General features: G+C 67.5%; 22 protein-coding genes and 3 pseudogenes. 13 read left to right on the top strand and 12 right to left on the bottom strand.

Annotated elements, in window-relative coordinates; genetic code table 11:
• Nucleotides 1-30: 30 nt before the first annotated feature.
• Nucleotides 31-309 (bottom strand): type II toxin-antitoxin system YafQ family toxin, encoded by a 279-nt coding sequence (locus CKO40_RS03355; protein WP_200344725.1) that lies wholly within the window; start codon nucleotides 307-309, stop codon nucleotides 31-33.
• A 19-nt stretch (nucleotides 310-328) separates the two neighbouring features.
• Here CKO40_RS03355 and CKO40_RS03350 point away from each other — a divergent pair.
• From CKO40_RS03350 to CKO40_RS03340, 3 genes and pseudogenes are all read left to right on the top strand, one after another.
• Nucleotides 329-770 (top strand): annotated as a pseudogene (locus CKO40_RS03350) (transposase); the annotation flags it as partial.
• A 669-nt stretch (nucleotides 771-1439) separates the two neighbouring features.
• Nucleotides 1440-2012, top strand: a complete 573-nt coding sequence (locus CKO40_RS03345) for a PEP-CTERM sorting domain-containing protein (protein WP_200344723.1) — start codon at nucleotides 1440-1442, stop codon at nucleotides 2010-2012.
• 166 nt (nucleotides 2013-2178) lie between these two features.
• Entirely contained in the window at nucleotides 2179-2673 is a 495-nt protein-coding gene (locus tag CKO40_RS03340; RefSeq protein ID WP_200344721.1) for a hypothetical protein, read from the top strand.
• Between the two features lie 226 nt (nucleotides 2674-2899).
• On the opposite strand, the pseudogene CKO40_RS03335 reads toward CKO40_RS03340, so the two are convergent.
• The 7 genes and pseudogenes from CKO40_RS03335 to CKO40_RS03300 form a co-directional block, all read right to left on the bottom strand.
• Nucleotides 2900-3640 (bottom strand): annotated as a pseudogene (locus CKO40_RS03335) (tRNA guanosine(34) transglycosylase Tgt); the annotation flags it as partial.
• 46 nt (nucleotides 3641-3686) lie between these two features.
• Nucleotides 3687-3942, bottom strand: a pseudogene (locus CKO40_RS25235) (hypothetical protein); the annotation flags it as partial.
• A gap of 98 nt (nucleotides 3943-4040) precedes the next feature.
• Complete coding sequence (locus CKO40_RS03325; RefSeq protein ID WP_200344717.1) at nucleotides 4041-4319, bottom strand: type II toxin-antitoxin system YafQ family toxin; 279 nt, start codon at nucleotides 4317-4319, stop codon at nucleotides 4041-4043.
• Nucleotides 4306-4569 (bottom strand): type II toxin-antitoxin system RelB/DinJ family antitoxin, encoded by a 264-nt coding sequence (locus CKO40_RS03320; protein ID WP_200344715.1) that lies wholly within the window; start codon nucleotides 4567-4569, stop codon nucleotides 4306-4308. The genes CKO40_RS03325 and CKO40_RS03320 overlap by 14 nt, the downstream gene beginning before the upstream one ends.
• Nucleotides 4570-4738: 169 nt before the next feature.
• Nucleotides 4739-8257 carry an efflux RND transporter permease subunit gene (locus CKO40_RS24095; protein ID WP_242476781.1) on the bottom strand — a complete coding sequence of 1173 codons (3519 nt, stop codon included), beginning with the start codon at nucleotides 8255-8257 and terminating at the stop codon, nucleotides 4739-4741.
• Nucleotides 8258-8689: 432 nt separating this feature from the next.
• On the bottom strand, nucleotides 8690-10231 hold the full coding sequence (locus tag CKO40_RS03305) for an efflux RND transporter periplasmic adaptor subunit (RefSeq protein WP_242476780.1): 1542 nt from the start codon (nucleotides 10229-10231) through the stop codon (nucleotides 8690-8692).
• A 96-nt stretch (nucleotides 10232-10327) separates the two neighbouring features.
• Complete coding sequence (locus CKO40_RS03300) at nucleotides 10328-10684, bottom strand: hypothetical protein (protein WP_200344713.1); 357 nt, start codon at nucleotides 10682-10684, stop codon at nucleotides 10328-10330.
• A gap of 291 nt (nucleotides 10685-10975) precedes the next feature.
• Here CKO40_RS03300 and CKO40_RS03295 point away from each other — a divergent pair, with 291 nt between their 5' ends.
• A complete protein-coding gene (locus CKO40_RS03295) occupies nucleotides 10976-11431 on the top strand; it encodes a hemerythrin domain-containing protein (protein WP_200344710.1) in 456 nt (151 codons plus the stop codon).
• Nucleotides 11432-11555: 124 nt separating this feature from the next.
• Nucleotides 11556-11957 carry a c-type cytochrome gene (locus tag CKO40_RS03290; protein WP_200344708.1) on the top strand — a complete coding sequence of 134 codons (402 nt, stop codon included), beginning with the start codon at nucleotides 11556-11558 and terminating at the stop codon, nucleotides 11955-11957.
• A 42-nt stretch (nucleotides 11958-11999) separates the two neighbouring features.
• Here CKO40_RS03290 and CKO40_RS03285 read toward each other — a convergent pair whose 3' ends face one another.
• Complete coding sequence (locus tag CKO40_RS03285) at nucleotides 12000-14951, bottom strand: cation-translocating P-type ATPase (protein ID WP_200344706.1); 2952 nt, start codon at nucleotides 14949-14951, stop codon at nucleotides 12000-12002.
• 266 nt (nucleotides 14952-15217) lie between these two features.
• On the opposite strand from CKO40_RS03285, the gene CKO40_RS03280 reads away from it, so the two are divergent.
• The 8 genes from CKO40_RS03280 (at nucleotide 15218) to CKO40_RS03245 (ending at nucleotide 22276) form a co-directional block, all read left to right on the top strand.
• Entirely contained in the window at nucleotides 15218-15478 is a 261-nt protein-coding gene (locus tag CKO40_RS03280; protein ID WP_200344704.1) for a hypothetical protein, read from the top strand.
• Nucleotides 15479-15644: 166 nt separating this feature from the next.
• The gene (locus tag CKO40_RS03275) at nucleotides 15645-16064 is read left to right on the top strand and encodes a CBS domain-containing protein (RefSeq protein ID WP_200344702.1); all 420 of its coding nucleotides are present in this window, start codon (nucleotides 15645-15647) and stop codon (nucleotides 16062-16064) included.
• A gap of 176 nt (nucleotides 16065-16240) precedes the next feature.
• Nucleotides 16241-19204 carry a monovalent cation/H+ antiporter subunit A gene (locus tag CKO40_RS03270; RefSeq protein ID WP_200344700.1) on the top strand — a complete coding sequence of 988 codons (2964 nt, stop codon included), beginning with the start codon at nucleotides 16241-16243 and terminating at the stop codon, nucleotides 19202-19204.
• A complete protein-coding gene (locus CKO40_RS03265; RefSeq protein ID WP_200344698.1) occupies nucleotides 19204-19548 on the top strand; it encodes a Na+/H+ antiporter subunit C in 345 nt (114 codons plus the stop codon). The genes CKO40_RS03270 and CKO40_RS03265 overlap by 1 nt, the downstream gene beginning before the upstream one ends.
• The gene (locus tag CKO40_RS03260) at nucleotides 19545-21137 is read left to right on the top strand and encodes a monovalent cation/H+ antiporter subunit D (protein WP_200344696.1); all 1593 of its coding nucleotides are present in this window, start codon (nucleotides 19545-19547) and stop codon (nucleotides 21135-21137) included. The genes CKO40_RS03265 and CKO40_RS03260 overlap by 4 nt, the downstream gene beginning before the upstream one ends.
• The gene (locus CKO40_RS03255; RefSeq protein WP_200344694.1) at nucleotides 21134-21640 is read left to right on the top strand and encodes a Na+/H+ antiporter subunit E; all 507 of its coding nucleotides are present in this window, start codon (nucleotides 21134-21136) and stop codon (nucleotides 21638-21640) included. The genes CKO40_RS03260 and CKO40_RS03255 overlap by 4 nt, the downstream gene beginning before the upstream one ends.
• Nucleotides 21637-21912, top strand: coding sequence for a K+/H+ antiporter subunit F (locus CKO40_RS03250; protein ID WP_200344692.1), 276 nt, complete (start codon nucleotides 21637-21639; stop codon nucleotides 21910-21912). The genes CKO40_RS03255 and CKO40_RS03250 overlap by 4 nt, the downstream gene beginning before the upstream one ends.
• Before the next feature lie 22 nt (nucleotides 21913-21934).
• Nucleotides 21935-22276, top strand: coding sequence for a Na+/H+ antiporter subunit G (locus CKO40_RS03245; RefSeq protein ID WP_200344690.1), 342 nt, complete (start codon nucleotides 21935-21937; stop codon nucleotides 22274-22276).
• Between the two features lie 131 nt (nucleotides 22277-22407).
• On the opposite strand, the gene CKO40_RS03240 is transcribed toward CKO40_RS03245, so the two are convergent.
• The 3 genes from CKO40_RS03240 to CKO40_RS03230 form a co-directional block, all read right to left on the bottom strand.
• The gene (locus CKO40_RS03240; RefSeq protein WP_200344688.1) at nucleotides 22408-23079 is read right to left on the bottom strand and encodes a 3'-5' exonuclease; all 672 of its coding nucleotides are present in this window, start codon (nucleotides 23077-23079) and stop codon (nucleotides 22408-22410) included.
• Between the two features lie 94 nt (nucleotides 23080-23173).
• The gene (locus CKO40_RS03235; RefSeq protein ID WP_200344686.1) at nucleotides 23174-25120 is read right to left on the bottom strand and encodes a DUF294 nucleotidyltransferase-like domain-containing protein; all 1947 of its coding nucleotides are present in this window, start codon (nucleotides 25118-25120) and stop codon (nucleotides 23174-23176) included.
• Nucleotides 25121-25241: 121 nt separating this feature from the next.
• Nucleotides 25242-25796 (bottom strand): MarR family winged helix-turn-helix transcriptional regulator, encoded by a 555-nt coding sequence (locus tag CKO40_RS03230; RefSeq protein ID WP_200344684.1) that lies wholly within the window; start codon nucleotides 25794-25796, stop codon nucleotides 25242-25244.
• Nucleotides 25797-26041: the final 245 nt, after the last annotated feature.

Genomic DNA, 26041 nt, shown 5'->3' with positions numbered 1-26041 from the left:
GATCCACCAATCACCACCCTGTGAGCCGGCTCATAGATCTAGCTTGCTGTGCGAGCCAAGCCGCACGAGCTGCAACAACTGGCCATCGGGCTTTCGGTAGATCAACACCAAGTCGGGCTTGACGTGACAGTCCCGGTGATCTTTCCAGCCGCCGGTTAGGGCGTGGTCGCGGTAATGCGGCTCCAGGGGCAGATCATCCGCCAATGCCTTCACGATGGGCATCAGTTCCGCATCGAGCACGGCATGGTGCCGCTTAGCCTCTCGCTTGTAGTCGCGTTTTAACTGGCCGGTGCGCTCAATCCTTCGCATGCAAATCCGCCATCATGGCCTCGACGCTGACTTCCACTTGCTGCTCCTGGACGGCGTGTATATCGAACGCCCCGGCGGCTCACTGCGGTTCCGCTGGGTAAAAGCGCCGACCAGCACCGAGCTGGCCGGGCTGACTCAGACCCTCGCACGGCGCATCGGCCGCTACCTCGAGCGCCAGGGGCTGCTGGAACGCGATGCGGAGAACAGCTACCTGGCTGGCGATGACCTTGAGGCCGGGCCGACGGAACAGCTGCTGGGTTCGTCGATCACCTAACCGGATTGCCGTCGGTCCACAGCAGGGTCGCAAGGTCTTCACGCTGCAGACGCTGCCGGCCTGTGACGAGTCCTTCGATGACGGAGTGGGCAGGGTCGCCGGCGTCTCCCTGCACGCCGGTGTCGCGGCGCGGGCGGATCAACGCCAGAAGCTCGAGCGGTTGTGTCGGTATATCAGCCGGCCTGCGCGGGCTCCCAACTCGCCATCTGGGGCCGCAATGGCGCAACAGGCTCGATACCATCGATAATGGACCGCGAGAATCCTGCCGTCCGGGACGGTCCCGGCACCGGTCGCGCCGCCGCTGTCCGACGGAACGCGGTGTCGGCACACTTGTTCCCGGCGACGGAGTGATATGAGAGAGGACCTGGGCGCGGGCGGCGACTTGGTGTCAGGAATTCCGACACCGAATTGGCAACCAAAGGACGGAAGAACGCCTCCGAGCGTGGAAGAACGAGGACTTGCCGGTCTGCCGGGGCGTACGGAATACCGACACACCTGATTTTTACAATTTTTGACATGTTCCCGTTCCGTGCGGCGAATCAGGGGGCTGGTCGGCCGCCGACGCCACGCGAGGGTGTCGGAATTCTTTACGACGGCGTGGACTTACCGGTTCGTCCTGATCGCGGTTGTGGCCCGCGGGTGATCCGGTCCACGGCAGCAGGCGGCGGCCGGATCTCGCCAACCCTCTGATTCCGCTACGTTTCGGCCGACGGCACCGGTCCACCGCCTGCGGTGCGCGACCCATCGGCGCCCGTCCGGGACGCCACGCCGTTCTGGCCCGCCGTTTGCTAAGGACCACCGTATAGGCAAGCGGCACCCACCCTCGGGTGTCGCACGATCACGAGAGGAGGACACAATGTCGCGCAGCACGCTGATCGCCGCGGTCGTCGCCGCCGGGCTGATCCCGGCAGGGGCGGCCCAGGCGGAGCTGATCCGCTACACCATCAACAACGGAACCTTCGCCGATGGCGGTACCTACGGCGGCTTTTTCGACTTCGACACCGACACCGACACGATCGGCAATTTCGCGGTGTCGGTGGCGGGCGGTAATACGACCGCGTTCCCGGAGTACACCTATGTGGACGAGAACACGACTGCCGGAGCAGCCTTCTCGGTCTTGATCGACGGTGACTTCTGGACAGGTTACACGTTCGGAAATGCGTTCGGGCCAATCCTTCGGGCAACAGATATCGTTCCGCTCGGCGAGCTGGGAACGGACCTGTCGATGGATCTGGGGGCGTTTCCCGGCAATATTTACGAGTGGTCGAGGCTGAACGGGTCCAACCTCCGCGACGTCGCAGAGGGGGCATCGCTCAGCGGCGAGATCCTGCCGTCCGGTACGGTGCCGGTGCCGGCGCCGGCCGCGCTGGCGCTGTTCGGCATCGGCCTGGCGGGGATGGTGGCGGCCAGGAGCCGGCGATGGGCCTGAACGCACACGATGCGCGGGGCGGTCCCATCCGCCCCCCCTAATCCACCGCGACGTGCCGCCGCCCCTCTGCGCGGCGGCCTCCATGGTCTCGCCGCATCCGCCGGCGGCGCAGGTGAGCACCGTCGGCGTACCCGAACCTTCACTCGCATCCGCTGGAGTAGCGACCATGACCCGTGCTTTCACTATCATACGCAGCGCCCTCGCCGGCCTCGTTGTGGCGATGACCTCGCTCGGTGCCGCGCAGGCGGCGCCGATCGCCGTGACGTTCGACGGCACCGACTACACGATCGGAACCCTGACCGGGGTATACAACGACACCCCGACCGCCAGTCTGCTCCAGAGCCAGCCGTGGTGGGACAACACGACCTTGGCGCAGGGGCTCGCCGCCGCACTCGGCAACCAACTCGGCGTTCCCAACTTCGGCAGCTGGGGGCCTCTGTTCGCCTACAGCCTGCCAGTTCCCAATGCGGCGCTGACCTCATGGTACTTCAGCCCTTCCGGACCCGGCGTGAACACCGTCACCGTCTTTCCAGGCAGCGAGTTCGTCTTCGCCGTCGACGAAACACCCGCCGCCGTCCCGCTGCCCCCCACCGCCGCCCTGCTGCTCGGCGGCCTCGGCGTGGTCGGCGTGATGAAGCGGCGCGCGCGCAAGGCGGCCTGATGGGCGGATCGATGCACGCGCCGCGCTGACCGGCGCCCATGTATCGCTCATTTGCCCACCCGGCGCGAAGCCGGAGAGGCCATCCGTGGACGGGGAGCCCGCGCGGGCCTCGGGTGATCGAGCCCGTGTTCGAGCGAGACGACCCGTCCACCGGTTCCGGCACGGAGCCCGAACGGTCGCTGGGGCCGACGGCGCCGGAACCGGACCGCCGCCACAAGGCGGCCCATCAAACCCGTTCCACGTCCCCCTGCGCCAACCCCTCCAGGATCCCCGCCGCGAACCCCGCGAACCGTCCCTCTTCGATCGCCGCCCGCATTCCGGCCATCAGGTCCTGATAGTGCCGCAGGTTGTGCCAGGTCAGCAGCATCGCCCCCAGGATCTCGCCGGTGCGGATCAGGTGGTGCAGGTAGCCGCGGGAATACCCTTGGCTCGCTGGGCACCCGCACCCCTCCTCCAGCGGCCGCGGGTCGTCGGCGTGGCGCGCGTTGCGCAGGTTCACCGTGCCGCGCTTGGTGAACGTCTGCGCCGTCCGCCCCGACCGGGTCGGCAGCACGCAGTCGAACAGGTCCACGCCGCGGCGCAGCGCCTCCACCAGGTCCACCGGCTTGCCCACCCCCATCAGGTAGCGCAGCGCCCCGGCCGTGATCCGCGGCACCGTCCCGTCCAGCGTCGCCAGCATGCGCGCGTGCCCCTCGCCGACCGCCAGGCCGCCGATGGCGTAGCCCTCGAACCCGATGGCGGTCAGGGCCTCGACGCTCTCCGCGCGGAGCTCCGGATACACCGAGCCCTGCACGATGCCGAGCTGGCCGTAGCCCGCCCGCGCCACGAACGCCGCCCGCGACCGGGCCGCCCACCGCATGGAGAGCCGCATGGACTCGGCCGCCACGCGCTCTTCGGCCGGGAAGGGGGTGCACTCGTCGAACGCCATCGTCACCGTGGCGTCCAGCAGGTGCTGGATCTCGGTCGCCGATTCGGGGTCAGGCGGTGGGCCGAGCCGTCCACGTGGCTGCGGAAGTCTTGATTGGCATCACCCAGGCGTTGGTCACGCCGGGCAGGTCGACGGTCGCATCGAGCTCGTCGATCAGTTTGTCGACCGTCATCCCGTCGCGCCACTCGGATTCGGGCTTGAGCTGAAGCAGGGTCTCGATCATGGTCAGCGGCGCCGGGTCGGTGGCTCGTCGGCATGTACATCAGGTCGCCTTCGTACAGATCGGGCATGCACGCGGAGCCGAGCCTGGAGAGCGGATACCAGGCGCTGAGCAGTAAGACCATCGCGACCAGGATCGTTGTCTGCGGCAGAGAGAGCTCCCCGCTCGAAATCTATTTATCCTCCTGTCGATCCACCCATCACCAACCTTTGTGCAGGATCATAGACCTAGATCGCTGTGCGAGCCGATGCGCACGAGCTGCAACACCTCACCATCGGGCTTTCGGTAGATCAACACCAAGTCGGGCTTGACGTGACAGTCCCGGTGATCTTTCCAGTCGCCGGTTAGGGCGTGGTCGCGGTGATGCGGCTCCAGGGGCAGATCATCCGCCAATGCCGTCACGATCGGCATCAGTTCCGCATCGAGCACGGCATGGGGCCGCTTAGCCTCTCGCTTGTAGTCGCGTTTGAACTGGCCGGTGCGCTCAATCCTTCGCATGCAAATCCGCCATCAGTGCCTCGACGCTGTCGAAGCCTTCAAGGTTACCGGCGCGGGCCTCGCGCATGGCCGCGATGGTGGTTTCGTTCGGAACCAGTGGCTCGAACGGGAGCGCCTTCTCGCGGGCAACGCGGGTCAGCAGCATGCGGAACGCATCGGACACGGTGAGACCCATCGATGCCAGCACAGCGGCTGCTTCATCCTTGATGTGCCCGTCGATGCGGGCTCGGACAACAGTGTTTTCAGACATGGGGTGATCCTCTCGTTGAGTTTGGGCTACATTGTAGCCCAAATAGCGAATAGAAAATCCAAGCCACCCTGAGGCGACCTGAGCGTCCCGGTTGACCCGAAGCGGGAGGCTAGCCTGGGGGGCAGATGCGTCGTCAACGCCCAACAGCGGAACTGATGAGGGGGTGACCTCAACCCGTTGCCACCGGCTCCGCCTCACGCACTGAGACACCCTCCTCCGACGGCTCCCCGCGCCGCAACCCCCGCTGGCGCCACAGCAGATAGATCGCCGGGATCACGAACAGGCTCAGCAGCGGTGCGGTGATCATGCCGCCGACCATCGGCGCGGCGATGCGGCGCATCACCTCCGAGCCGACGCCCCCGAAGAGCATGATCGGCAGCAGCCCGGCGAAGATGGTCGCGACCGTCATCGCCTTCGGCCGGATGCGCAGCACCGCGCCCTCCTCGATCGCGCCTTTCAGGTCGTCGAGCGTGTTCAGCCGGCCCTCCTCGCGCCACTGTCGGAGCGCGTTGTCCAGATAGACCAGCATCACCACGCCGAACTCGGCCGCGACACCAGCCAAGGCGATGAATCCCACCGCCACCGCCACCGACAGGTTGTAGCCGAGCAGATAGATCAGCCAGAAGCCGCCGACCAACGCAAACGGCAGCGACAGCATCACCAACAGCGCCTCGCCGGCACTGCGGAAGGTCAGGTACAGGAGCAGGAAGATGATCGCCAGCGTCACCGGCACGACTTGATTCAATCGCTCGCGCGCCCGCTCCATATACTCGTACTGGCCGGACCAGGTGAGCGAGTAGCCGGGCGGCAGCTCAACCTGGTCGCGTACCACCTGCTTCGCCTCGCTGATCCAACTGCCCAGATCGCGCCCGCGGATGTCGACGAAGGTCCAGCCGTTCAGGCGCGCGTTCTCGCTTTTCAGCATCGGCGCGCCGTCGGCGATCACCACCTCGGCGACCTGCGACAGCGGCACCTGGGCACCGGTGGGGGTGACGATCGGCAGCTCGCGCAGCTCCTGCACGCTATCGCGCTGTTCGCGCGGGAAGCGGAGGTTGACCGGGTAGCGCTCCAGCCCCTCAACCGTCTGGGTCAGATTGATCCCGCCGATCGCGGCGGCGACGATGCGGTTGATGTCGTCGACGTTGAGCCCGACCCGGGCCGCGGCCAAGCGGTCCGGGCGCACCTCGATGTAGCGCCCGCCGGCGACCCGCTCGGAGAAGGCCGAGGTGGTGCCTTCGATCGGCGTCACCGCGCGCTCGATCGCCTGGCCGATGCGCTCGATCTCCTTCAGATCGGGGCCGGCGATCTTGACCCCGACCGGGGTCTTGATGCCGGTGGCGAGCATGTCGATGCGGGTCTTGATCGGCATCACCCAAGCGTTGGTCACACCGGGCAGGTCGACGGTCGCATCGAGCTCGTCGATCAGTTTGTCGACGGTCATCCCGTCGCGCCACTCGGACTCGGGCTTGAGCTGAATCAGGGTCTCGATCATGGTCAAGGGCGCTGGATCGGTCGCGGTGTCGGCACGGCCGATCTTGCCGAACACCCGCTCCACCTCCGGCAGGGTCGCGATCAGCCGGTCGGTCTGCTGCAGCAGCTCCTGCGCCTTGCCGATCGACAGCCCCGGCAGCGTCGTCGGCATGTACATCAGATCACCCTCGTAGAGGTCGGGCATGAACTCGGAGCCGAGCCCGCGGTGCCACTCCTCGAGCACCGGCACACCGCGGAAGGTGCTGCGCCAGGCATCGGACAGGCCCGCCTGCCAGCCTTCGATCCGCTCGATGGCCCTCTCGCTGAACCCAGCCGAGTCCTCGATCGCCCGGCGGCTCTCGGTCGCACTGGCGAGCATCACCCCTTCCTGCAGCCCGCCATCGTCGCGGCCCTGACCTGCTGCGCGCGAGACGCCATCCGCTCCCACGCTTGGCTCCGCTGACTCGGGAACCGCCGCCGCCACGCCGCCCAAGGTACCCGACACCGCCGATGCCGCCTGAAACGGCCACTTCAGCGGCTCCAGCAGCCCGCCGATCCCGGCCAGTGGGATCAGCGTGCTCAGCAGCAACATCACCGAGACCGCGATCGTCGTCCGCGGCAATCGCAGCACCGCGCGCAGGAACGGCCGATAGAGCCAGATCAGGAACCGGTTCAGCGGATTGCGCTGCTCGTTCGGGATGCGGCCGCGGATAAGATAGCCCATCAGCACCGGCACCAGGGTCACCGCGATCCCGGCCGCCGCCGCCATCGCATAGGTCTTGGTAAACGCCAGCGGCGAGAACAGCCGTCCCTCCTGCGCCTGCAGCGTGAACACCGGCAGGAAGCTCAGTGTGATGATCAACAGCGAGAAGAACAGCGCCGGGCCGACCTCGACCGCGGCCTCGCCGATCACCCGCCAGTGCGCCTCGCCGCGCGGGCGCTCACCGTGCTCGGCCTCGTAGCGCTCCAGGTGCTTGTGCGCGTTCTCGATCATCACGATCGCCGCATCGACCATCGCGCCGATCGCGATCGCGATGCCGCCGAGCGACATGATGTTGGCGTTGATGCCCTGGCCATTCATCACGATGAACGCGACCAGGATGCCGAGCGGCAGGCTGATGATCACCACCAGCGACGACCGCAGATGCAGCAGGAACGCGATGCAGACCAGCGCGACGACGATGAACTCCTCGATCAGCTTGGTCTGCAGGTTGTCGACCGCATCCAGGATCAGCTGCGAGCGATCATAGGTCTCGACGATCTCGACGCCGTGCGGGAGCCCGGCGCGCAGCTCGTCGATACGCGCCTTCACCGCCTCGATGGTCGCGAGCGCGTTCTCCCCATAGCGCATCACCACGATGCCGCCGGTGATCTCGCCCTCGCCGTCGAGATCGGCCACCACCCGGCGCATCTCCGGCCCGATCTGCACCCGCGCGATGTCACGCAGCAGCACCGGCGTCCCATCCGCCGCGGTGTCGACCGCGATCAGCTCGATATCCTCGAGCGAGGTCAGATAGCCGCGCGTGCGTACCATGTACTCGGCCTCGGCCAGCTCGACCACCGAGCCGCCGACCTCGCGATTGGCCTTCTGCACCGCGTCCATCACACGCTGCAGCGGGATCTCATAGGCGCGCAGCTTCTCCGGATCGACGACGATCTGATACTGGCGCACCATCCCGCCGACGGTCGCGACCTCGGAGACCCCGGGCACCGTCTGCAGCTCAAACTTCAGAAACCAGTTCTGCAGACTGGTCAGCTCGGCCAGGTCATGCTGGCCGGTGCGATCCACCAACGCATAGCTGTAGACCCACCCGACCCCGGTCGCATCCGGCCCGAGGCGCGGCTGCACCCCATCCGGCAGCGCCGACGCCGCTTGGTTCAGGTACTCGAGCACCCGCGCCCGCGCCCAATACAGATCAGTCCCATCCTCGAAGATCACATAGACGTAGGAATCGCCGAAGAAGCTATAGCCGCGCACCGCCTTCGCGCCCGGCACCGACAGCATCGTCGTCGTGATCGGATAGGTCACTTGCTCCTCGACCACCCGCGGCGACTGCCCCGGAAAGCCGGTCTTGATGATCACCTGCACATCGGACAGGTCCGGGATCGCATCGAGCGGCGTCTGCTTCACCGCCACGACACCCCACCCGGTCAGCAGCACCGCCGCGACCAGCACCAGGAAACGGTTCTTGATCGACCAGAGGATGACAGCGTTCATCGCCCACCTCCGGCAGCCGCCAGCAACGTCCGATCCAGGGCCAATCGATCAAGCCCGTCACCAGGCCCAACCCAAACTACCCCCTGAGCGCGTAGGGGTGGTCGGGTGGCGCTCGTCGGGGGCGTCGACAGCAAGGATGCTGTCGCCGAGCCTCCAGGGACGGATTCACGGCGACCCCCGACGGGCGCTGCCCGACCACCCCAACCTCCAAGGCCGAACCGACACGCCCCCGGCACGAGCCGCAGCGACTGCGCAACACGCTGCTCGAGCGCCGCACTCCCCGGCCAGGGCGCGAACGGAAGGCGCCCAAAAGCCGGCATGATCCAGCGGCGAAAAACGCAATGCGTGCGCCAAACCGCTGCCTGCAGTGCTCGCCACCCCGGCCCAGACGCATGATCGAGCCTCGGTCGCAGACACAGCGTGCGCAAGGGATCAATGATGCGCATGTGCCCCTCCCGCGGCCATCTCGCCGCCAGCACCGCTATCGCCGCCAGCCCCCGCGCCATCGTCCCCCGAGCCACCTGCATCCGACATGCGCCGAAAGCTCGCCTGCAGGTTCGACTCCGAATCGATCAGGAACTGCCCGGAGACGACGATCTCCTCGCCCTCCTCGAGCCCTGACAGGATCTCGACCTCGCCAGCGCGCTGCATCCCGGTCACCACATCGACCGGCTGGAAGCGCCCATCCCCCAGCGCCATCACCACCGATTCGCGCTCACCGGTCACGATCAACGCCTCCGCCGGGATCTTGAGCACCTCCCGCTTCGGCCCGCCGTAGATCACCACATCGGCGAACATGTTCGGCTTCAGCACCAAGTCCGGGTTCTCGAACACCAACCGCACCCGCAGCGTGCGGGTCTCCGGGTCCAGCTCCGGATAGAGATAATCGACGGTCCCCTCCCAGGTCCGCCCCGGCCGCGCCGGCACCGTCATCTCGGCCGACAAGCCCTCCGCCAGCCAGTCGATCTGATGCTCGTAGATGTCGACCATCACCCAGACCTGGCTCAGATCGGCGATCGTGAACAGCTCGCTGGCCTCGGTCACGTACATCCCGTCGCGCGCCTCCATCTGCGTGACGATGCCGCCGATCGGCGCCCGCACCGGGATGCGGTTGCGCGCCTCGCCGGTGCGCTCGATCTCTCGGATTACGTCATCCGGCACAGCCAACAGCCGCAGGATATTGCGCGCCTTGTCGGCACTGACCCGCCTCTGATCGGCCGCATTGCGGTCCTGCGCCAGCAGGAAATCGACCTGAGCGCTCAGGATCTCCGGCGCATAGAGCTCGGCGAGCTGCTGACCGGCCGCAACCGGCTCCCCCTCGGCGCGCAGACTCAGCGACTCGATCCAACCCTCGGCGCGCGGATGCACGTGCGCCAACCGCGTCTCGTCGTATTCGACCCGGCCGACGGTCTTGATGTACTTCCAGAGCGTCCCGCGCTCGACGCTGGCCGTGCGCACCCCGAGCGTCTGGATCACCGCCGGCGTCAACGCCACCTCCGGATGCTTGCCGGTCATCGGGTCCATCATCTTCTCGACCAGGTCCATGCCGCAGATCGGGCAGGTCCCGGGCTCGTCCTTGACGATCTGCGGGTGCATCGGGCAGACGTATTTCGGGTCCAGATGCTTCTTGGCATGCTCCATCGCGGTATCGTCGGCAGCCGCCGCGAGCGACTCCGACGGCACCGGGTCAGGCGTCTTCTCGACCAGATCCATCCCGCAGATCGGGCAGCTGCCCGGCTCGTCCTTGACGATCTGCGGGTGCATCGGACAGACATAGGTCGGGTCGAGGTGCTTCACCGCATGCTCCAGCGGCGAGTCATCGGCCGCCTCGGCCCTGCTCTCAGACGGGGTCCCATCCTTGGCGTCCGGCTCCCCCCCGCATCCAATGAGCCAAAACGGCACAGAGAGCAGGAGGAGGATGCTGGCAACGGTTCGGGCTGAGCGCCGATTGCGGCGCTTTAGAAGGATCGACATTGGGGGTCTCCGGCGAATCAGCACGCACTCCACGAGCACGCACCAACAGAGGCAGCGGCCGCAACGGCACGCGGCCCGGGTTAATCGCGCTTCAGCTCAACCGGAGATGGCGATCGGGGGCTTCAGGCCCGGATCAGGTAGGAAACGATAGAAGTGACGCTGCTCGCCTGGGATCGGCAGCGAAGGCGGTACCAATGCAAGCCCGAGATGTTGGGCGGGCAACCCAAAACCGCCGAGGACACAGAGATCGAGCACGCACTTCTGGCAGTCGCCTTGTACCTCGGCAACATCGACCACTTCTGCCTGCTGCGCTGCGCCGGCATGAGGACAAGCCGCGGACAAGGCGCCAGACGACCCCGGCACCGCGTGGTCTGCGTGCTGGCACATCAGGGTACCGGCCGCATAGACCTGCAGCTGCAGCATCGCCAGGCAGACCAGCAATGTGATCCGCACGGTTTGTGATCGACTCCCCATAGAGCGGATATAGACGCGAACGCGGCCGATGGCAAGTCTCCGCAGTGACCTTGAGCTGCGCAAACCGACGTGAAAGCCGTTTTCAGGCCGATGATCGCCCCCAGCCTCGGATGACTTGATCCAAAAAGGATGGAGTCCGCCTTGAATGACTCGGACCCCATCCCTCAAGTCTCGGAGGAAATGGAATTACAAGACCGTCCAACGGCGCCAGGACCATCCGTCGACTAGACGGTCTGTCGCTTGCGGGCATCATCTCGAAACGAGGCGCTCATGCACCGCGATCCAAACCTGGTTCGTCTTTCTCGCGATCATCACACAGGGCTGGTGCTCGCCAAACGGGCTCGAGAGCTGCCGGGCGCGGACCCGCTGATCCGCGAGCAGCACTGGACCGAGATCCAATCCCGCTTTGCCGACGAGCTCGAGCCGCACTTTCAGCTCGAGGAACAGGGACTGCTGCCGGCCCTCAGCGCGGCCGGAGAAGAGGCATTGGTCGAGCGCACCCTGGCCGAGCACGCCCAGCTGCGCGCACTGATCGGTCGTGAGGATCGCGATGCCCCCGCGCGCTTCAGCGAGGCGCTCACCGCACACATTCGATTTGAGGAAGCGACATTGTTCGAGACCGCGCAGCAGGTGCTCGATGCCCAGACCCTAGCCGAGCTCGGCGCCTTGCACGAACAAGCGGCGCGACCCGCCTGTCCGATATCGTCACCCCGTCCGCCGGGATAACGCCTTCCTGCGGTGCTTGTGGCATGCTACCCGATTGTGACAGCCCGGCGACTGACCGCCGCGTCGGCGCCGTGCTTGCCACGCACCGAATGAGACCCCTATGAGACGCCACCACTTGCCCCGCTTGTCCCGTGACGCTGCGCCGCTCGTCGCCGCACTGCTGCTGGCCGGCTGCAGCCCTGGCGGCTCGGAACCGCCCGCCGGCTTCGAGATGCCGCGCTTCGCCGATCCGGTGCTGGCCGAGGGGCGCTCGGTCTGGATGGGAACCTGCCGCGCCTGCCACCTGATGGGCGCGGCCGGCGCCCCCGCGGTGACCGACTTCGAGAATTGGCAACCGCGCATCGCCAAGGGCATTCGAGCCCTGTTCAAGAGCCCGATCCACGGGATCAAGGGCGACGACGGCGAGTACAAGATGCCGCCGCGCGGTGGCAATGATCGCCTGACCGACCGCCAGATCGAAGCCGCGGTCGAGTACATGGTCGCGTCGGTCGAGTATCTGCACCAACAACCTCGCCAAGGCGGCTAGCGGCAATTCGCAAGGGCCGCGAGCCTGCAATAGCGGCCCTTATCACCCAGCTGCTGGGGCATTGGCCGTAGCGCGCGCCTGCGGCCGCACGCGCAGCGCCTTGAACAGCTCCATCATCAGCAGAAGCGAGGCGGCGATGCCGAGCAGCGCCAGCCACTCCATCAACGACACCGGCGCCACCTCCAGCACATCGCTCAATCCCGGCAGGTACATCGCGAGGATGTGCACCGCCTGCGCGGCAGCCACGGTGCCGATCAGCAGCAGATTCGCGCGCAGCGGGATGGCGAATGCCGAACGCTCCTCGGAGCGGCAGTTGAAGATGTGCACGTTCTCGAACAGCACCATCAGCAGCAGCAGGGTGTTGCGGGCGTCGTGCTCGCTCCAGCCCCAGACGTGCTGAAGCCAGTAGAAGACGCCGAAGGCCACGACGCCCATGTAGAGACCGGAGACAAGGGTCTGCTCGATCATGCGCCGGTCGAAGATCGGCTGATCGGTCGGCCGCGGTGGTCGCTTCAGCACGCCTGGTTCGCCCTTCTCGAAGGCCAGGGCGACGTCCTGAATCCCATTGGTGACCAGGTTCAGCCACAGCAGCTGCACGGCGTCCAGCGGCAGTGGCAGATCCAGCGCAAAGGCGAGGAAGAACAGCACGATCTCGGCGGCACCGGTGCTGATCAAGAGCCAGACCACCTTGCGCACATTGGCGTAGGCGATGCGGCCCTGCTCGATGCCGTTGACGATCGAGGCGAAATTGTCGTCGGTCAGGATCAGATCGGCGGCGCGTCGGGCGACATCGGTCCCGGCCCGTCCCATCGCCACCCCGATGTTGGCCTTGCGCAGCGCTGGCGCGTCGTTGACGCCGTCGCCGGTCACGGCGACGTACTGTCCTTGCTCCTGGAGCGCCCCGACGATCGCGGTCTTCTGCTCAGGCTCGACACGCGCATAGACCGGCGCCCGGCCGAGCCTCGCGGCGGCGTCGTCCTGTTGAGCCTGGTCGGCCTGTGCTTGCACCTCGGCTCCGGTCACGGCCTGGTCTCCTTCGCCGGCGATCCCGAGCTCGCGCGCGATGCTGAGACCGGTCGCTGGGTGGTCGCCGGTGATCATGCGCACGCCGACGCCGGCCTCGTGGCAACGGCGCACCGCCTCCGGTACCTCGGGGCGCAGGGGGTCGATCAGGCCGACCAGTCCGAGCAGCGTCAGGCCGCCAAGCTCGCCTTCCTCGAGCCGGCGCGCGGCCTCGGCTGCCTCCCCCTCAATGGGGCCCGCCGCCAGCGCGAGCACGCGGAAACCGCGGCCGCTGAGCTCATCGACCTGCTCCTGCATCGCTTCGGTGGCGTCACAGAGCGGCAGCACCGCCTCGGCCGCGCCCTTCACATGGGCCTGCAGCCCCGCGCCGCCCTGGTTGAAGCTGGCGGCGAGACGGCGCTTGGACTTGAACGGTACCCGGTCCTGCTCCGGGTGCTGTTTCAGCAGCTCGCGACGGGACAAGCCGAGCCGGCGCCCGAGCACGAGGAAGGCGACATCGACCGTGTCGCCGACGGCCTCGACCTCGCCATCATCGGTCTCGCGCAGCGCGCCCTCATTGCACAGCAGGCCGGTGCGGGCCAGCTGGCGGACCGACTCCTGCGCCGCCTCGTCGAGCTCGCCTGTGTCCGCATCCCCGCCTTCCCCGCCAGGTCTTTCCGCGCCAGGGCCTTCCGCGCCAGGGCCTTCCGCGCCAGGTCTTTCCCCGCCAGGACCTTCCGCGCCAAGGCCTTCCACACCAGGGCCTTCCTGGTCAGGGCGCAGCAGCGCTTGGCGCTCGTCCTCGCCCGACTCGACCCGAATACGCCCGGCCTCCGGCAGTGCGATGCGGGTGATCGTCAGCCCGTTGGCGGTGAGGGTGCCGGTCTTGTCGCTCGCGATCAGCGTGCAGGTGCCGAGCCCTTCGACCGCCGGCAACCGCCGCACGATCACGTTGCGCTCTGCCATCCGATGCCGCCCGAGCGATAGGGCCACAGTGATCGCCACCGGCAGCCCGGCCGGGATGGCCGACACCGCGAGCGCAACCGCGAAGAAGAAGATCTCGGTCAGCCCGGCACCGCGCAGGAGCTGCGCGATCACCAGCAGGGCCACCGCGCCCAAGACCACGAGCGCGATACGATGCGTCAGCGCCCGCAACCGAATCACTAACGGCGGCTCGGTGTCTCCGGCCCCGGTCAGTGAGCGCGCGATCCGCCCGACCTCGGTGGCCTGGCCAGTGCGACAGACCAGCCCCAGCGCCCGACCGTCAGGCACCTCGGTGCCGGCGTGGAGCATCGTCCGCCGCTCGCCGACACCGGCCTCCTCGTCGACACTGGCATCGGCATCCTTCTCGACCGGGATCGACTCCCCGGTCAGCAGCGATTCGTCGGCGCGCAGGTCCTCGCTCTCCAGCAGGCGCAGGTCAGCCGGCACCGAATCGCCGGCGCCGAGCCGGACCCGATCCCCCGGCACCAGGTCCTCGGCGTCCACCTCCTCTTCGCGACCATCCCGCAGCACCCGGCTGCGGACCGTCATCATCGACTTCAGCGCCTGCGCACTGGACTCCGCCTTACTCTCTTGGACGGTGCCGATGATCGCGTTCAGCAGCAGCACGGCACCGATGAAGACCGCATCGGCGATGGCACCAATGAACAGCGAGGCCAACGCCGCCGCCAACAGGATATAGATCAGCGGATTCGTGAACTGGCGGAGGAATGTGCGCCCCAGCCCGGGCGGGCGCTCCTCCGGCAGACGGTTGGCGCCGAACCGCTCGCGCCGGCGGGCGGCCTCGTCCGCGCTAAGGCCCGCCTGCGGGCTGTCCAGCCGCTCCGCCGCGGTCGCGGCATCCAGTGCGTGCCAGCATATCCGGTCGAGCTGGTCCCGTTCCGGCCCCGGCCCGCTGCCGGAGCCGACGCCGGCCCCGTTGTCGCCGCCCTTGCCGCTGCCCTGATGACTCGGTCTCGCTGTCGACTGACGGTCTTGCTGCGCGTGCATGCTCCTGCCCTGCGGGTCTGTACTGCCGCCGTGCCTGCAGCATCCTTGCCAGCCAGCACAATTGATCGGCGCCGACAAGCGCAGTGCCGGTAGCGCGACCGGACAGGCCCCAGACCTCTGGGGCAGAACCACCAGACCGGGTGATTTCGCCAGTCCAAAGCGGGCCATTGCGCCAAGCAACGCGGGCTGAAACCGGCAAGGACGGCGCGCTAATAGTTGGCCCGATGATTGCTTGCCTGTGCAGAGCCATCCGACGGAGTGCCAGCATGCCTCAGACCCGAATCCAATCGTCGCCCAGCGAGCCATCGACCAACCTGGTTCATCTCGACCAGCATCGAGCACGGAGGCTTGAGGCCCACGTCCAGGATGTGCGGAGCCGACTACACACACTCGAAAAGGCACGCATCCAAACGGAGCTACGTTCTGGCTCACTGTGGCGCGAGCTGTCGTCCCTTCAACGCGAGCTTCGCGGCTGCCGTGAACGTTTGGCCCACTGCCTGGGCGAGCGCGAGGAAGGGATCGAGTAACTGAGTGATCGTTTCACCGCGACATCGAACGGTACGCGTCACCGATGCCCGAGGACGCAAGCCTGGAACCTGACCCAGAACCTGTTGGTATCAGCTTTGCTTAATTCGTGTTGAATACTGGGAACCAACGCGTCCCGTCATTCACTGCAACGACAGGAGCGATCCTATGCAACTCCAAGACGTGATGACCAACCAGTTCGAGTACATCGGCCATGGCGATTCGGTGGTCCATGCCGCCCGCATGATGCAGGAGCATGACATCGGCATGCTGCCGGTACTGGAAGAACATCAGATCATCGGTACCCTGACCGACCGCGATATCGTCACCCGCGGCCTCGCCGAGGGGATCGACCCCGAGACCCCGGTTTCGCGCATCATGACCACCGGCGTGCACTTTCGCTACATCGACGACGATGTTGAGACGGCCGCCAAGTCGATGGAGGACCAACAGATCCGCCGGCTGGTGGTGCTGGACCGAAACGAGCACTGTGTCGGCGTTGTCTCGCTCGGCGATCTGGCCACCCGCTCCGATGGGACGCGGCTCAGCGGCGAGGTGCTCGAAGAGGTCTCCCAGCCAACGCACTGAGCCGACGCACTGAGAGCCGACCAACCAAGCCGGCTAACCGAGCCAACTAACCGAGCAGGCCCATTGAGCCGGCGCACCGAGTCGACGCATTCTCAACGGGCGCCTCTCCCGCGGGACCGGCAGAATCGGGTCGTGGCGTGGCGCCAGCGCCAATGGACCTCGACCAGTCAACCCCAATGAGTTTGGTGGTGATCATCACCGCGCCGCTGATTGCGGCTGCGCTGGCGGTGCCGGCGCAGCGGGTGGCGGCGCGGGCACCGTCGGTGCTCGCCGCCGGCACCGGGGGCGTCATCCTCGCGGCGGCCTTGCTGAGCCTGCCTGGCATTGCCGCGGGCGAGGTCCGGCATCTGGCTGTCCCTTGGCTGCCGATGCTGGGGCTGGACTTGGCCCTGAGGCTGGACGGACTCGCCCTCGTCTTCGTGCTGCTGGTTGCAGGCATCGGGCTGCTGATCAGCCTCTATGCCCGCTACTACCTGCCCGCCGACGCCGCGCGCGGGCGCTTCTTCGCCCTGATGCTGGTGTTCCAGAGCGCGATGCTCGGCCTGGTCACGGCCGACAACCTGCTGCTTCTGCTGCTCTTCTGGGAGCTGACCAGCCTGCTCTCGTTCCTGCTGATCGGCTACGATCCGACGACAGCCGCAGCCCGTCGCGGCGCTCGGACCGCACTGCTGGTCACGGCGGCGGGAGGCCTCGCGCTGCTCGCCGGCTTCCTGCTGCTCGGCGCGGTGGTCGGCAGCCTTTCCCTCGGCGCGGTGCTCGCGGCCGGCGAGCAGGTACGTGCCGACCCGCTGCTGCTGCCGATCCTGCTGCTGATCCTGCTCGGGGCCGCGACCAAGTCGGCGCAGGTCCCGTTCCATTTCTGGCTGCCCGGCGCGATGGCCGCACCGACCCCAGTCTCGGCCTATCTGCATTCGGCCACCATGGTCAAGGCCGGCGTCTTCCTGCTGGCGCGATTCTTTCCGGTCTTCGCCGACAGCGCGCCCTGGTTCCCATTGGTCGGCGGCCTCGGTCTGACGACCTTCGTGCTCGGGGCCTATCTCGCGCTGTTCCAGCACGATCTGAAAGGGCTGCTGGCGTACTCGACGATCAGCCACCTCGGTCTGATCACCTTCCTGTTCGGGCTCGGAACGCCGCTGGGCGCGGTCGCCGGCCTGTTCCACCTGCTCAACCACGCCGTGTTCAAGGCGTCGTTGTTCATGGCCGCCGGGATCATCGAGCACGAGACCGGCAGCCGTGATCTGCGCCGACTCCGCGGCCTCTATCCCTACCTGCCGGTGACCGGCGGATTGGCGATGATCGCCGCTGCGGCCATGGCTGGCGTGCCGCTGCTGAACGGCTTCTTGAGCAAGGAGATGTTCTTCTCCGAGACCGTCCATTCGCTGCGCATCGCCGACTGGCCACTGCTGCTGGACGGGCTGCTCCCGTTGGCCGCGATCCTCGGCGGGGTCTTCTCGGTCGCCTATTCGCTGCGGTTCATCCACGACGTCTTCTTCAATGGTCCCTATCCGGCCCCAGACCCAGGGCTCTGCGCTGCGCCGCATGAGCCGGCCGCCTGGATGCGCCTGCCGGTCGAGGTGCTGGCGGCGCTCTGCCTGGTTATTGGCATGCTCCCACAGCAGACCATCGGCCCCATCCTCCGGATTGGCGTCGGCGGCATCCTCGGCACCGTCCCGGATTTCCAGCTCGCACTCTGGCACGGCCTGTCCCCGCCCGTGCTGATGAGCCTGGTGGCGCTCGGCGGCGGGGTCTTGCTCTACGCGCTGCGCAGCAGGCTGTTCGCCACCCATCAGCGCCATTTCCCAGCGCTGCAGGCGGAACCGGCGTTTCAGCAAGTCACCGCCGGTCTACTGGCGTTCGGCCGGCGTCTGCAGCCCTGGCTGCAGCCCGTGTCGCTGCAGCGCTCGGCCTTCGCGCTGATCCTGACCGCCGTGGTGCTCGCTGGCCTCGGCTGGGTCGCGGCACGCCCGGCCCTGTCGGTCACCGCTGGACGAGCCGGGATGCCGCTCGACATCGGCAGCCTCGCCGCGGCGGTGATCCTGGTCGCCGCCACCCTGGAGCTGGTGCGCCGGCGTGGCCAGCGGCTGACCGCGGTGATTCTGACCGGCGTGATCGGCCTGGTCGTCACCCTGGCCTTCGTCCATTTCTCGGCACCGGATCTGGCGCTGACCCAGCTTGCGGTCGAGCTCGTCACCACCCTGCTCCTGCTGCTCGTGCTGACCGGGCTGCCGCGCACCGGCGCGCGGCCGGTCATCGGCGGGCGGCGCACGCGCGATCTGCTGCTCGCGGTGTTGGTCGGGCTGGGCACGACGGTCCTGGTGGCCGCGATGCTGCAGCATCACAGCAGCGGCAGCGGCGACTGGTATCTCCGCTTGGCGCAGCCGGCCGCCGGCGCCGCCAACGCGGTCAATGCGATCCTGGTGGACTTCCGCGCCCTCGATACCCTCGGCGAGGTGACTGTGCTGAGCATCGCGGCGGTCACGGTGCGGGTGCTGCTCGAAGGCCTGCGGCTGCACCCGCCTGGCCCGATCGGTGGGAGCGCGATGACGCCGGCCCATCCGCTGATGCTCGCGATGGTGGCGCGGCCGGTGCTGCCAGCAGCACTGATGCTGGCGGCCTTTCTGCTGCTTCGCGGCCACCATGCCCCCGGCGGTGGCTTCGTCGCCGGGCTCGTGGTCGGTACCGTGCTGATCCTGCAGCAGCTCGCCAATGGGCGCAGCTGGACCGAGCCCCGGCTGCAGCTGACCGCCCGGCCGCTCATCGGCGGCGGCCTGCTGCTCGCATTGGGGACGGGGCTCGCGGCGCTTCTGGTCGGCCGCCCGTTCCTGACCAGCGCGCTCTGGCATGGCCGGCTGCCGCTGCTCGGTGAGCTCAAGCTCACGAGTACGCTGCTGTTCGATCTCGGGGTGATGCTGATCGTCACCGGCATGCTGCTGCTGGTCCTGGACGGCCTAGGCCGCGTTGGGGTCTCGGGTGTCTCGCGTGACGGCGGCGCTGTCTCGAAGGGCGTCTCGGCGGGTGCTTCTGGCGCTGTGTCTGGCGCTGGCTCTGGCGCTGTTTCTGGTAATGGCTCTGGTGATAGCGCTAGCGGTGATGCTGGGGCCGGCATCGATCGCGAGCGAGCACAGCGAGGCGGGCGCTGATGGTCTGGCTGTTCGCCGGCAGTGTCGGCCTGCTGATGGGCTGCGGGACCTACCTGGTGCTGCGTGCACGCGGCTTCTCGGTGGCGCTCGGTCTGATGCTGCTGACCTATGCGACGAATCTGTTCGTGCTCGCGGCCGGCGGTCTCGAGGTCGGGCGCGCGCCGGTCGCGGGCCACGGCAATCCGGTCGAGCGGATGGCCGATCCGCTGCCGCAGGCACTGGTACTGACCGCCGTCGTGATCGGGTTCGCGATGACGGCCTTGGTGCTGGTGCTGATCCTGCGCGCCCTCTCCGACCTCGGCTCCGAGCGCGTCGACGCCCAGCGCGGCGGGGAGGAGCAGTGAGTCTCCTGCTGATCTCACCGTTGGCGCTGCCGCTCGGCCTAGGCGCCTTGCTGATCGCCCGTCCCGGATTGCCGCTCGCTCGGCAGCGCTGGATCGGCCTGACTGGCTCCATCGCTGTGCTCGGGGCGGCGCTCGGGCTGCTGGCGGTGACCGCCGACGGCCGGATCGCAGCGACCCTGATCGGCGATTGGCCCGCGCCCTATGGGATCGTGCTGATCGCCGACCGGCTCTCGGCGCTGCTGCTGACCCTCACCGGCGCCCTCGCCCTGGCCGTGAGCGCGCATCTCTGGCTGAGCCCGACCGCAGCCGATCGCGCCGGACGCCACTTCCACGCCCTGTTCCAATTGCAGCTGTTCGGTCTGGCCGGCGCCTTCCTGACCGGCGACCTGTTCAACCTGTTCGTGTTCTTCGAGGTCCTGCTGATCGCCTCCTACGGTCTGCTGGTGCAAGGCGGTGGCGCCGAGCGCACGCGGGCGGCACTGCACTATGTCGTGCTCAACATGATCGGCTCGAGCCTGTTCCTGCTCGGGGTCGCGCTGATCTATGCCACGGCCGGCACCCTGAGCCTGGCGCACCTTCCCGACCGCCTGCAGGCCCTGCAGCCGGCACAGGCGCCGCTGGCCGGGGCCGGTCTGCTGCTGCTCGGCGGCGCCTTCGCCCTGAAGGCCGCACTGGTGCCGGTGCACGCCTGGCTGGTCCCGGCCTACAGCGCGGCGCAGGCGCCGGTAGCTGCATTGTTCGCAATCATGACCAAGGTCGGGGTCTATGCGCTGCTGCGGCTGTTCGCGCTGCTCCCCGCCGCCGACTCGACGCTCGGCACGCTGCCGCTGCCGGCGCTGATCGCGATCGGCGCCTTGCTGACGCTGAGCGTCGGCGCGCTCGGCGTGGTCGCCGCCCCGGACCTGCGCACGATGACCGCGAACCTGGTCCTGGTCTCAGTCGGCACCTTGCTGGCCGGCATCGCCGCCGGGACCACACAAGGCATCGCTGCCGGTCTCTACTACCTGATCCACACCACCCTGGTCACCGGCGGCCTGTTCCTGCTCATCGAGGCGATCAGCTGGGACCGAGACCGCGGCCCTTGGTTGCGGCCGAGCCCGCAACCGCCTGCGGCGGCCTGGCTGGGGCCACTGTTCCTCGGCGGCGCCCTGGCGATCGCCGGTCTGCCCCCGCTGAGCGGCTTCGTCGGCAAGGCCTGGATCATGGATGCCCTGCAGAGCGCGGGCAGGGTCAGCGCAACGCCGCATCCCGGTTGGATGCTGAGCTGGGCACTGCTGCTCGGCTCCAGCCTGCTGGTCGTCGTCGGGCTATCACGGGCTGGCATGGTCGTCTTCTGGCAGGGGGCGCCGGCGGCAGCACCCAGCAGGCGCCCGCCCCCATTACCGCCCGCCGCGGCGCTGCTCGCTGCCAGCCCGCTGCTGGTCCTGCTCGGCGGCCCGCTGGCGCAGTACCTGGACGCGACGGCGCTGCAGCTGCGAGACGGCCGCGCTTACGTCGCCGCTGTCACCGCCCTCGAGCCGATCGAGCCGACGGAGTCAGCCGCGCCGGCTCCGACGCCAGATCGCGCGGACCATGGAGGGCGGCAATGAGGCGCTATCTGAAGCCGCTGCTGAGCGCTCCACTGTCGACATTGGCCCTGCTGGGCCTCTGGCTGCTGCTGCAAGGCAGCCTGGCGCCTGACCAGGTGCTGCTCGGGGCTGGGCTCGCGCTGGCGATCACCGCCGCCGCGCACCCGTTCTGGCCGGTCCGGCAGCGACCGCGCCGGCCGTTGCTGATCGCGCGCTACCTCTGGCGGCTGGCGGTGGATATCGTCATCGCCAACCTGCGCATCGCCGCCTTGATCCTGAGCCCGTCGCGCCATCCGCAGCCCGCCTTCGTCGAGCTGCCGCTGACGCTGACGGAGCCCTTCGCGCTCTATCTGCTGGCGACCACGATCTCGCTGACACCGGGCTCGCTGTCGGCGGAGCTCAGCGATGATCGCCGCCTGCTCCTGCTGCACCTGCTCGATGCCCCGACCCCGGCCGACGCGGCCGCCGAGTGCGCCAAGATCAAGGACCATTATGAGCGCCTGCTGCTGGAGATCTTCCCATGAGTATCCTCGATCTAGCGATCGGCATCGCGCTGGCCATGCTGAGCTTGGCAATGCTGCTCAACCTCTGGCGCGCCCTGCGCGGACCCGAATTGCCCGACCGCGTGCTGGCGCTGGATACGCTCTACACCAACAGCATCGCCCTGCTGGTGCTGCTCGGCATCCAGTTCCACAGCATGCTGTACTTCGCCTCGGCGCTTCTGCTGGCGCTGCTCGGCTTCATCGCAACCGCCGCGCTCTGCCGCTACCTGCTGCGCGGCAAGGTCATCGAATAGATTCATCACCAGGGGGCCACTGATGCTCATCGATCTCCTGATCGCCGCGCTGGTGCTGCTCGGCGCCGCCTTCGCATTGATTGGCTCGATCGGTCTGGTCTTGCTGCCGGACTTCTTCTGCCGGCTGCATGGACCGACCAAGGCGACCACCCTCGGGGTCGGCGGCATGCTCGCGGCCTCGGCGCTCTATTTCGCGGCCCATGGCCCGACACCGGCCCCGAAGGAGCTCCTCGTCGCGCTGTTCCTGTTCATGACTGCGCCCGTCAGCGCAAACCTGCTCGCCAAGAGTGCGTTGCATCTGCGGCTGCGCTCGCTGGCGGAGGTGCCAGCGCGATTCCAGCATCGCAGCGCGCCGGACGGCTGAGCGTTCGGCATTCGCTCTGAATCCCGGACAGGATGAGCCCGCGGACAGGGCGCGCCTCGGCGCGCTCTTCAGACGATCAGGCAACCGGCACCATCACGCGGCGATGCCGCCCCTGCAGGGGCTCGGACCAGCTAGCCGTCGCGTGGGGCGGCCTGCAGCAGAGCGCCCAACGCGCGCCGGCCGCTGCGGGCTGCAGCGCGCAGCAGCCGTAACAGGATCGCCGCGGTCAGGAACGCATCACCCGGCGCGGTATGGCGATCGTATGGCAGGATATCGAAGAAACGGCACAAACCGTCCAGCGAGTGATCGGTCAGCTCCGCGTCAGGACCAAAGGCGCCATCGGCGAGCAGACGCTGCATCAGCTCGCCTGTGTCCAGATGGCGATTGAGGAGCTGATCGTCGGAATGGCGGGCCAGCGCAGCATCGATCATGCGCAGATCGTGGTTGATATGGTGGCCGACGATGACCCCATCGCCAAGGTAGTCCAACAAGACCGCGAGCGCATCCGGCTCGTCGAGCGCATCGCGGGTCTCACTGCGAGTGATCCCATGCACCAGCGTCGCAGCGGTGTTGAACCGCACACGCAGCAAGACCTCGAGCGTATCGCCGAGCTCGATCTGCCCCTCGACGACGGCAACGGCGCCGACGCTGATGATCCGGTGGCGCTGCGGGTCCAGGCCGGTGGTCTCGCAGTCGAGCACGCAGAAGCGAACCGACTCGACCGGGATATCCTGAGGCCAGCTCCGGTCGAACCGCCTCCGATAGTCGGCCAGCGCCGATGCGAGCGGTCGCTGAGCACTCATCCTGCCCCCCGGCTGCAGGCGCACACCTGCCCCGAGCGCTGAGCCAGCTCAGCCAAGCCCAGGGCGCCGTCATCGGAGCAAGCGATCGTCTGCCTCATCGGCGCGGCACCACGCCATAGCGTTGGCCAATGTACTCCATCAGGCGCAGCACCGTGCGAAAGCCGGACTTCAGCAGATTCTGCTCCAGCCGGGTCAGGTTCGAGGGGTCGAGCTGACTGCCGTCCGAATCGGCCGTCAGTCCAGCGCGGGTCCGATAATAGAGGGCATTGCGAAAGGCGGCGATGGTCTCACGGATCAGCACGCCGGCGGCGTCATCCTCCGGCGCCAAGGCTTGGAGACGCTCGAGTGTCCCGATGCCGCGGTCGAAGCCGGCATCCAGCGCCAGTGCACGCGCGATATCGACGATCGGCTGCAATGTGGCACGCTGAACATCCAAGGTCTCGGTGTAACGACCTTCGTCGTCGATAACCAAGCCGCGAAAGAAGGTCAGGGGCGGCAGATTGGCCATCGAGTCGGCGACCAGCAAGGGCACAAAGCCCGGATTGCGCTCTTTCTCGGAGAGGATGTGCTGCTCGAGCCGGGCGACCAGGCTGCAGTCGCCATGGACCGGACGCATGTCGAAGAATGAGGTCGCGCGGTAGACGCCGCTCTCGAGCGGCTCTCTGATCCAGTACGTGAAGCCGATCTCCCATTCGTTGATCGAGCGACACGCGCTCGGGTGCCCGGAGACGATACCCTTGGCGGTCGAGACGAATCCGCAGGCGGCGAGCGCCGCGCTGACGCGGCGTCCGAGCTCGAGGAAATAGCCGCGCGCGGCGCGCCGCTGGCCCGGCTCCGGCTCGGCATAGATCAGCCCGTGGTCGAGATCATAGAGCGTGGTCAGCTCGCCGCGACCGGCCGAGCCGAAGAAGACCCAGCAGTGCTCGAGCTCGGGCACTGCATGGCCTTCAGCGATCAGGGCCCCCTCCACCAATATCACCGCGCGTCTCAGCACCGCAGCGTAGAGCGCCGTCGCCATTGGTGCCAGCCACCGCAGCGCATCGGCGTCGGTGAGCCCAGCAGCGATGAAGGCCTGGCCCTGGGTCAGAAACCGGGAGAGCTCGTAGATGCCGCCGGCACGGGACATATCCTCGACGATCGCGAGCGGCGCTGCGGCCTCGGCTCGGGTCAGGTCGCGCCGCGCCAGGACGCCGACCACCGGACCGGTATAACGGCCGTCCTCGGTCAGCACGAGATGCTCGGCCTGCATCTCGAGCATCCGTGTCAGATAACGACCGGCCGCCAGGCCTGGTGGCAGCACATCGGCGGGCGGCGCCATCAAGCGCTCGGCCGGCGCCGCGAGCGGCATTCGTCCGCTGGCGACCCGATCACTGAGCGCACGCGTCGAGATCAACCCGCGCGCAGCGCCCTCGGCGTCCACAACCACTGCCGCAGCGCCCGGGGGCTGATCCGCCAGGGCGCGGGCGACCTCGGAAACGGGCGTCCGCAGCTGGCAGACGACCGGCTCCCCGGGTGGCTCCAACGGCTGCGCCATCCAGTCCACCGGCCGCCGTCCAAGCCGCAGCTCGTCAGCCCGTGACGAGCTGCCATCGAGACCCGCTGGTGTGATCGCTACCGTGAAGTAGGCCGCAAGAAAATGGCTGGCCCGCGGATGCCGTTTGATCTGCTCCCAGAGCAATGCCGCCGGCAGCGCATAGAGGATGACCTCGGTCTCGGTGCGCGCGGTGTAGCTGTGCTCACCGAGACCAAGATAGCGCCCAACGCCCAAGAGATCACCCTCGCCGCGGACATCGCGCAGCACCTCGTGCGGCTCGTCGTCCTCGCCGTCGGTGTAGTCCAACAAACGGACGACGCCCTTCTGGATCACATAGACGTACGGGCGCCGCCGCTGGCCGCGCTCGAAGACGAGCTCGCCGTCCTCATGGAAGACGACGCGCCCACCAGCGACGAGCTCGAGCAGTTCCTGCTCATCGAGATACTGGAAGGGCGGGTAGCGGCGCAGGAAATCGGCGACACGGTAGGCGATGCTGGCAGTTTTCACGGGCTCGCTGTCTCGCGACCTCTATTTGGAAGACCGGCGGCATACTAGCCGAACTCAGACGACCGCGCCGACACCGCTGCACAACCCAAGCCGTTCGGCACGGCGAGCGACCTCAGCCCGATCATTCGATCTCCGGATGCTCGAGGCCCGACAGCCCGTTCTGGTCCGAGGCTGCCGACGCCAACGGCTCGTCTCCGGCGGCAGCCGGACCGGCGGCCAGGACCGGCGACGCATCGAGACCGGTGACGCCCATCAGCACCGTAATCCGCTGCAATGATGAGATCAGCAGGGTCTGTTCCCAATCCTCGAGCGCAAGAAAACGCTGTACGAAGGCCTCCTGCAGCAGCGGCGGTGAGCGCGACATGATCGAGACAGCCTGGTCGGTCGCACTGACGATCACCCGACGGCGGTCCTTGCTACTGCGCGCGCGCACGACGAGCTGACGGTTCTCAAGGCGGTTGAGGATATCGGTCACGGTCGCTTGGCTCAGGCTCACGCGGCGGGCAACCGTTCCCACCGACGCCTCACCAAGACCGATCAGGGTCTTCAGCACCAGCGCCTGCGGTGCCGTCAGCCCATGGCTGCGCTCCAGCTGCCGCGAGTGCAGCCCGACTGCTCGGATCACTCGGCGCAGCGCCACTAGTACCTCATCACAACGGCTATCCGCACTCGTCATCGTCATCTTTCCGACATTATTTGGTCGCGAAACAATCTCAACACATTATCAGTGGCTACCAATCCGCTATAAAGGCAGCGAGATCATGCTGTTATCCTACATCGCAGCGCCCAATCAGGCGAAAAACCCCATCCGGGGCGTTTCAAAAGCATTGGGTACGATGTACTATAACGCTCTCTCCGCCGTTCTTCCGCGTTTCTTCAACTTCACGCGGAACGGCCAACCCTGCTCGCGACCCGGCGTTC

Source organism: Halochromatium glycolicum (assembly GCF_016584085.1).
Classification (GTDB): domain Bacteria; phylum Pseudomonadota; class Gammaproteobacteria; order Chromatiales; family Chromatiaceae; genus Lamprobacter; species Lamprobacter glycolicus.
Note: the sequence above shows the minus strand (reverse complement) of the source record. Positions and strands in the feature narration are given on the sequence as shown.

Coding starts and splice junctions, on each gene's coding strand:
- CKO40_RS03355 (WP_200344725.1), bottom strand. CDS start 309: ATGCGAAGGATTGAGCGCACCGGCCAGTTAAAACGCGACTACAAGCGA.
- CKO40_RS03345 (WP_200344723.1), top strand. CDS start 1,440: ATGTCGCGCAGCACGCTGATCGCCGCGGTCGTCGCCGCCGGGCTGATC.
- CKO40_RS03340 (WP_200344721.1), top strand. CDS start 2,179: ATGACCCGTGCTTTCACTATCATACGCAGCGCCCTCGCCGGCCTCGTT.
- CKO40_RS03325 (WP_200344717.1), bottom strand. CDS start 4,319: ATGCGAAGGATTGAGCGCACCGGCCAGTTCAAACGCGACTACAAGCGA.
- CKO40_RS03320 (WP_200344715.1), bottom strand. CDS start 4,569: ATGTCTGAAAACACTGTTGTCCGAGCCCGCATCGACGGGCACATCAAG.
- CKO40_RS24095 (WP_242476781.1), bottom strand. CDS start 8,257: ATGAACGCTGTCATCCTCTGGTCGATCAAGAACCGTTTCCTGGTGCTG.
- CKO40_RS03305 (WP_242476780.1), bottom strand. CDS start 10,231: ATGTCGATCCTTCTAAAGCGCCGCAATCGGCGCTCAGCCCGAACCGTT.
- CKO40_RS03295 (WP_200344710.1), top strand. CDS start 10,976: ATGCACCGCGATCCAAACCTGGTTCGTCTTTCTCGCGATCATCACACA.
- CKO40_RS03285 (WP_200344706.1), bottom strand. CDS start 14,951: ATGCACGCGCAGCAAGACCGTCAGTCGACAGCGAGACCGAGTCATCAG.
- CKO40_RS03280 (WP_200344704.1), top strand. CDS start 15,218: ATGCCTCAGACCCGAATCCAATCGTCGCCCAGCGAGCCATCGACCAAC.
- CKO40_RS03275 (WP_200344702.1), top strand. CDS start 15,645: ATGCAACTCCAAGACGTGATGACCAACCAGTTCGAGTACATCGGCCAT.
- CKO40_RS03270 (WP_200344700.1), top strand. CDS start 16,241: ATGAGTTTGGTGGTGATCATCACCGCGCCGCTGATTGCGGCTGCGCTG.
- CKO40_RS03265 (WP_200344698.1), top strand. CDS start 19,204: ATGGTCTGGCTGTTCGCCGGCAGTGTCGGCCTGCTGATGGGCTGCGGG.
- CKO40_RS03255 (WP_200344694.1), top strand. CDS start 21,134: ATGAGGCGCTATCTGAAGCCGCTGCTGAGCGCTCCACTGTCGACATTG.
- CKO40_RS03250 (WP_200344692.1), top strand. CDS start 21,637: ATGAGTATCCTCGATCTAGCGATCGGCATCGCGCTGGCCATGCTGAGC.
- CKO40_RS03245 (WP_200344690.1), top strand. CDS start 21,935: ATGCTCATCGATCTCCTGATCGCCGCGCTGGTGCTGCTCGGCGCCGCC.
- CKO40_RS03240 (WP_200344688.1), bottom strand. CDS start 23,079: ATGAGTGCTCAGCGACCGCTCGCATCGGCGCTGGCCGACTATCGGAGG.
- CKO40_RS03230 (WP_200344684.1), bottom strand. CDS start 25,796: ATGACGAGTGCGGATAGCCGTTGTGATGAGGTACTAGTGGCGCTGCGC.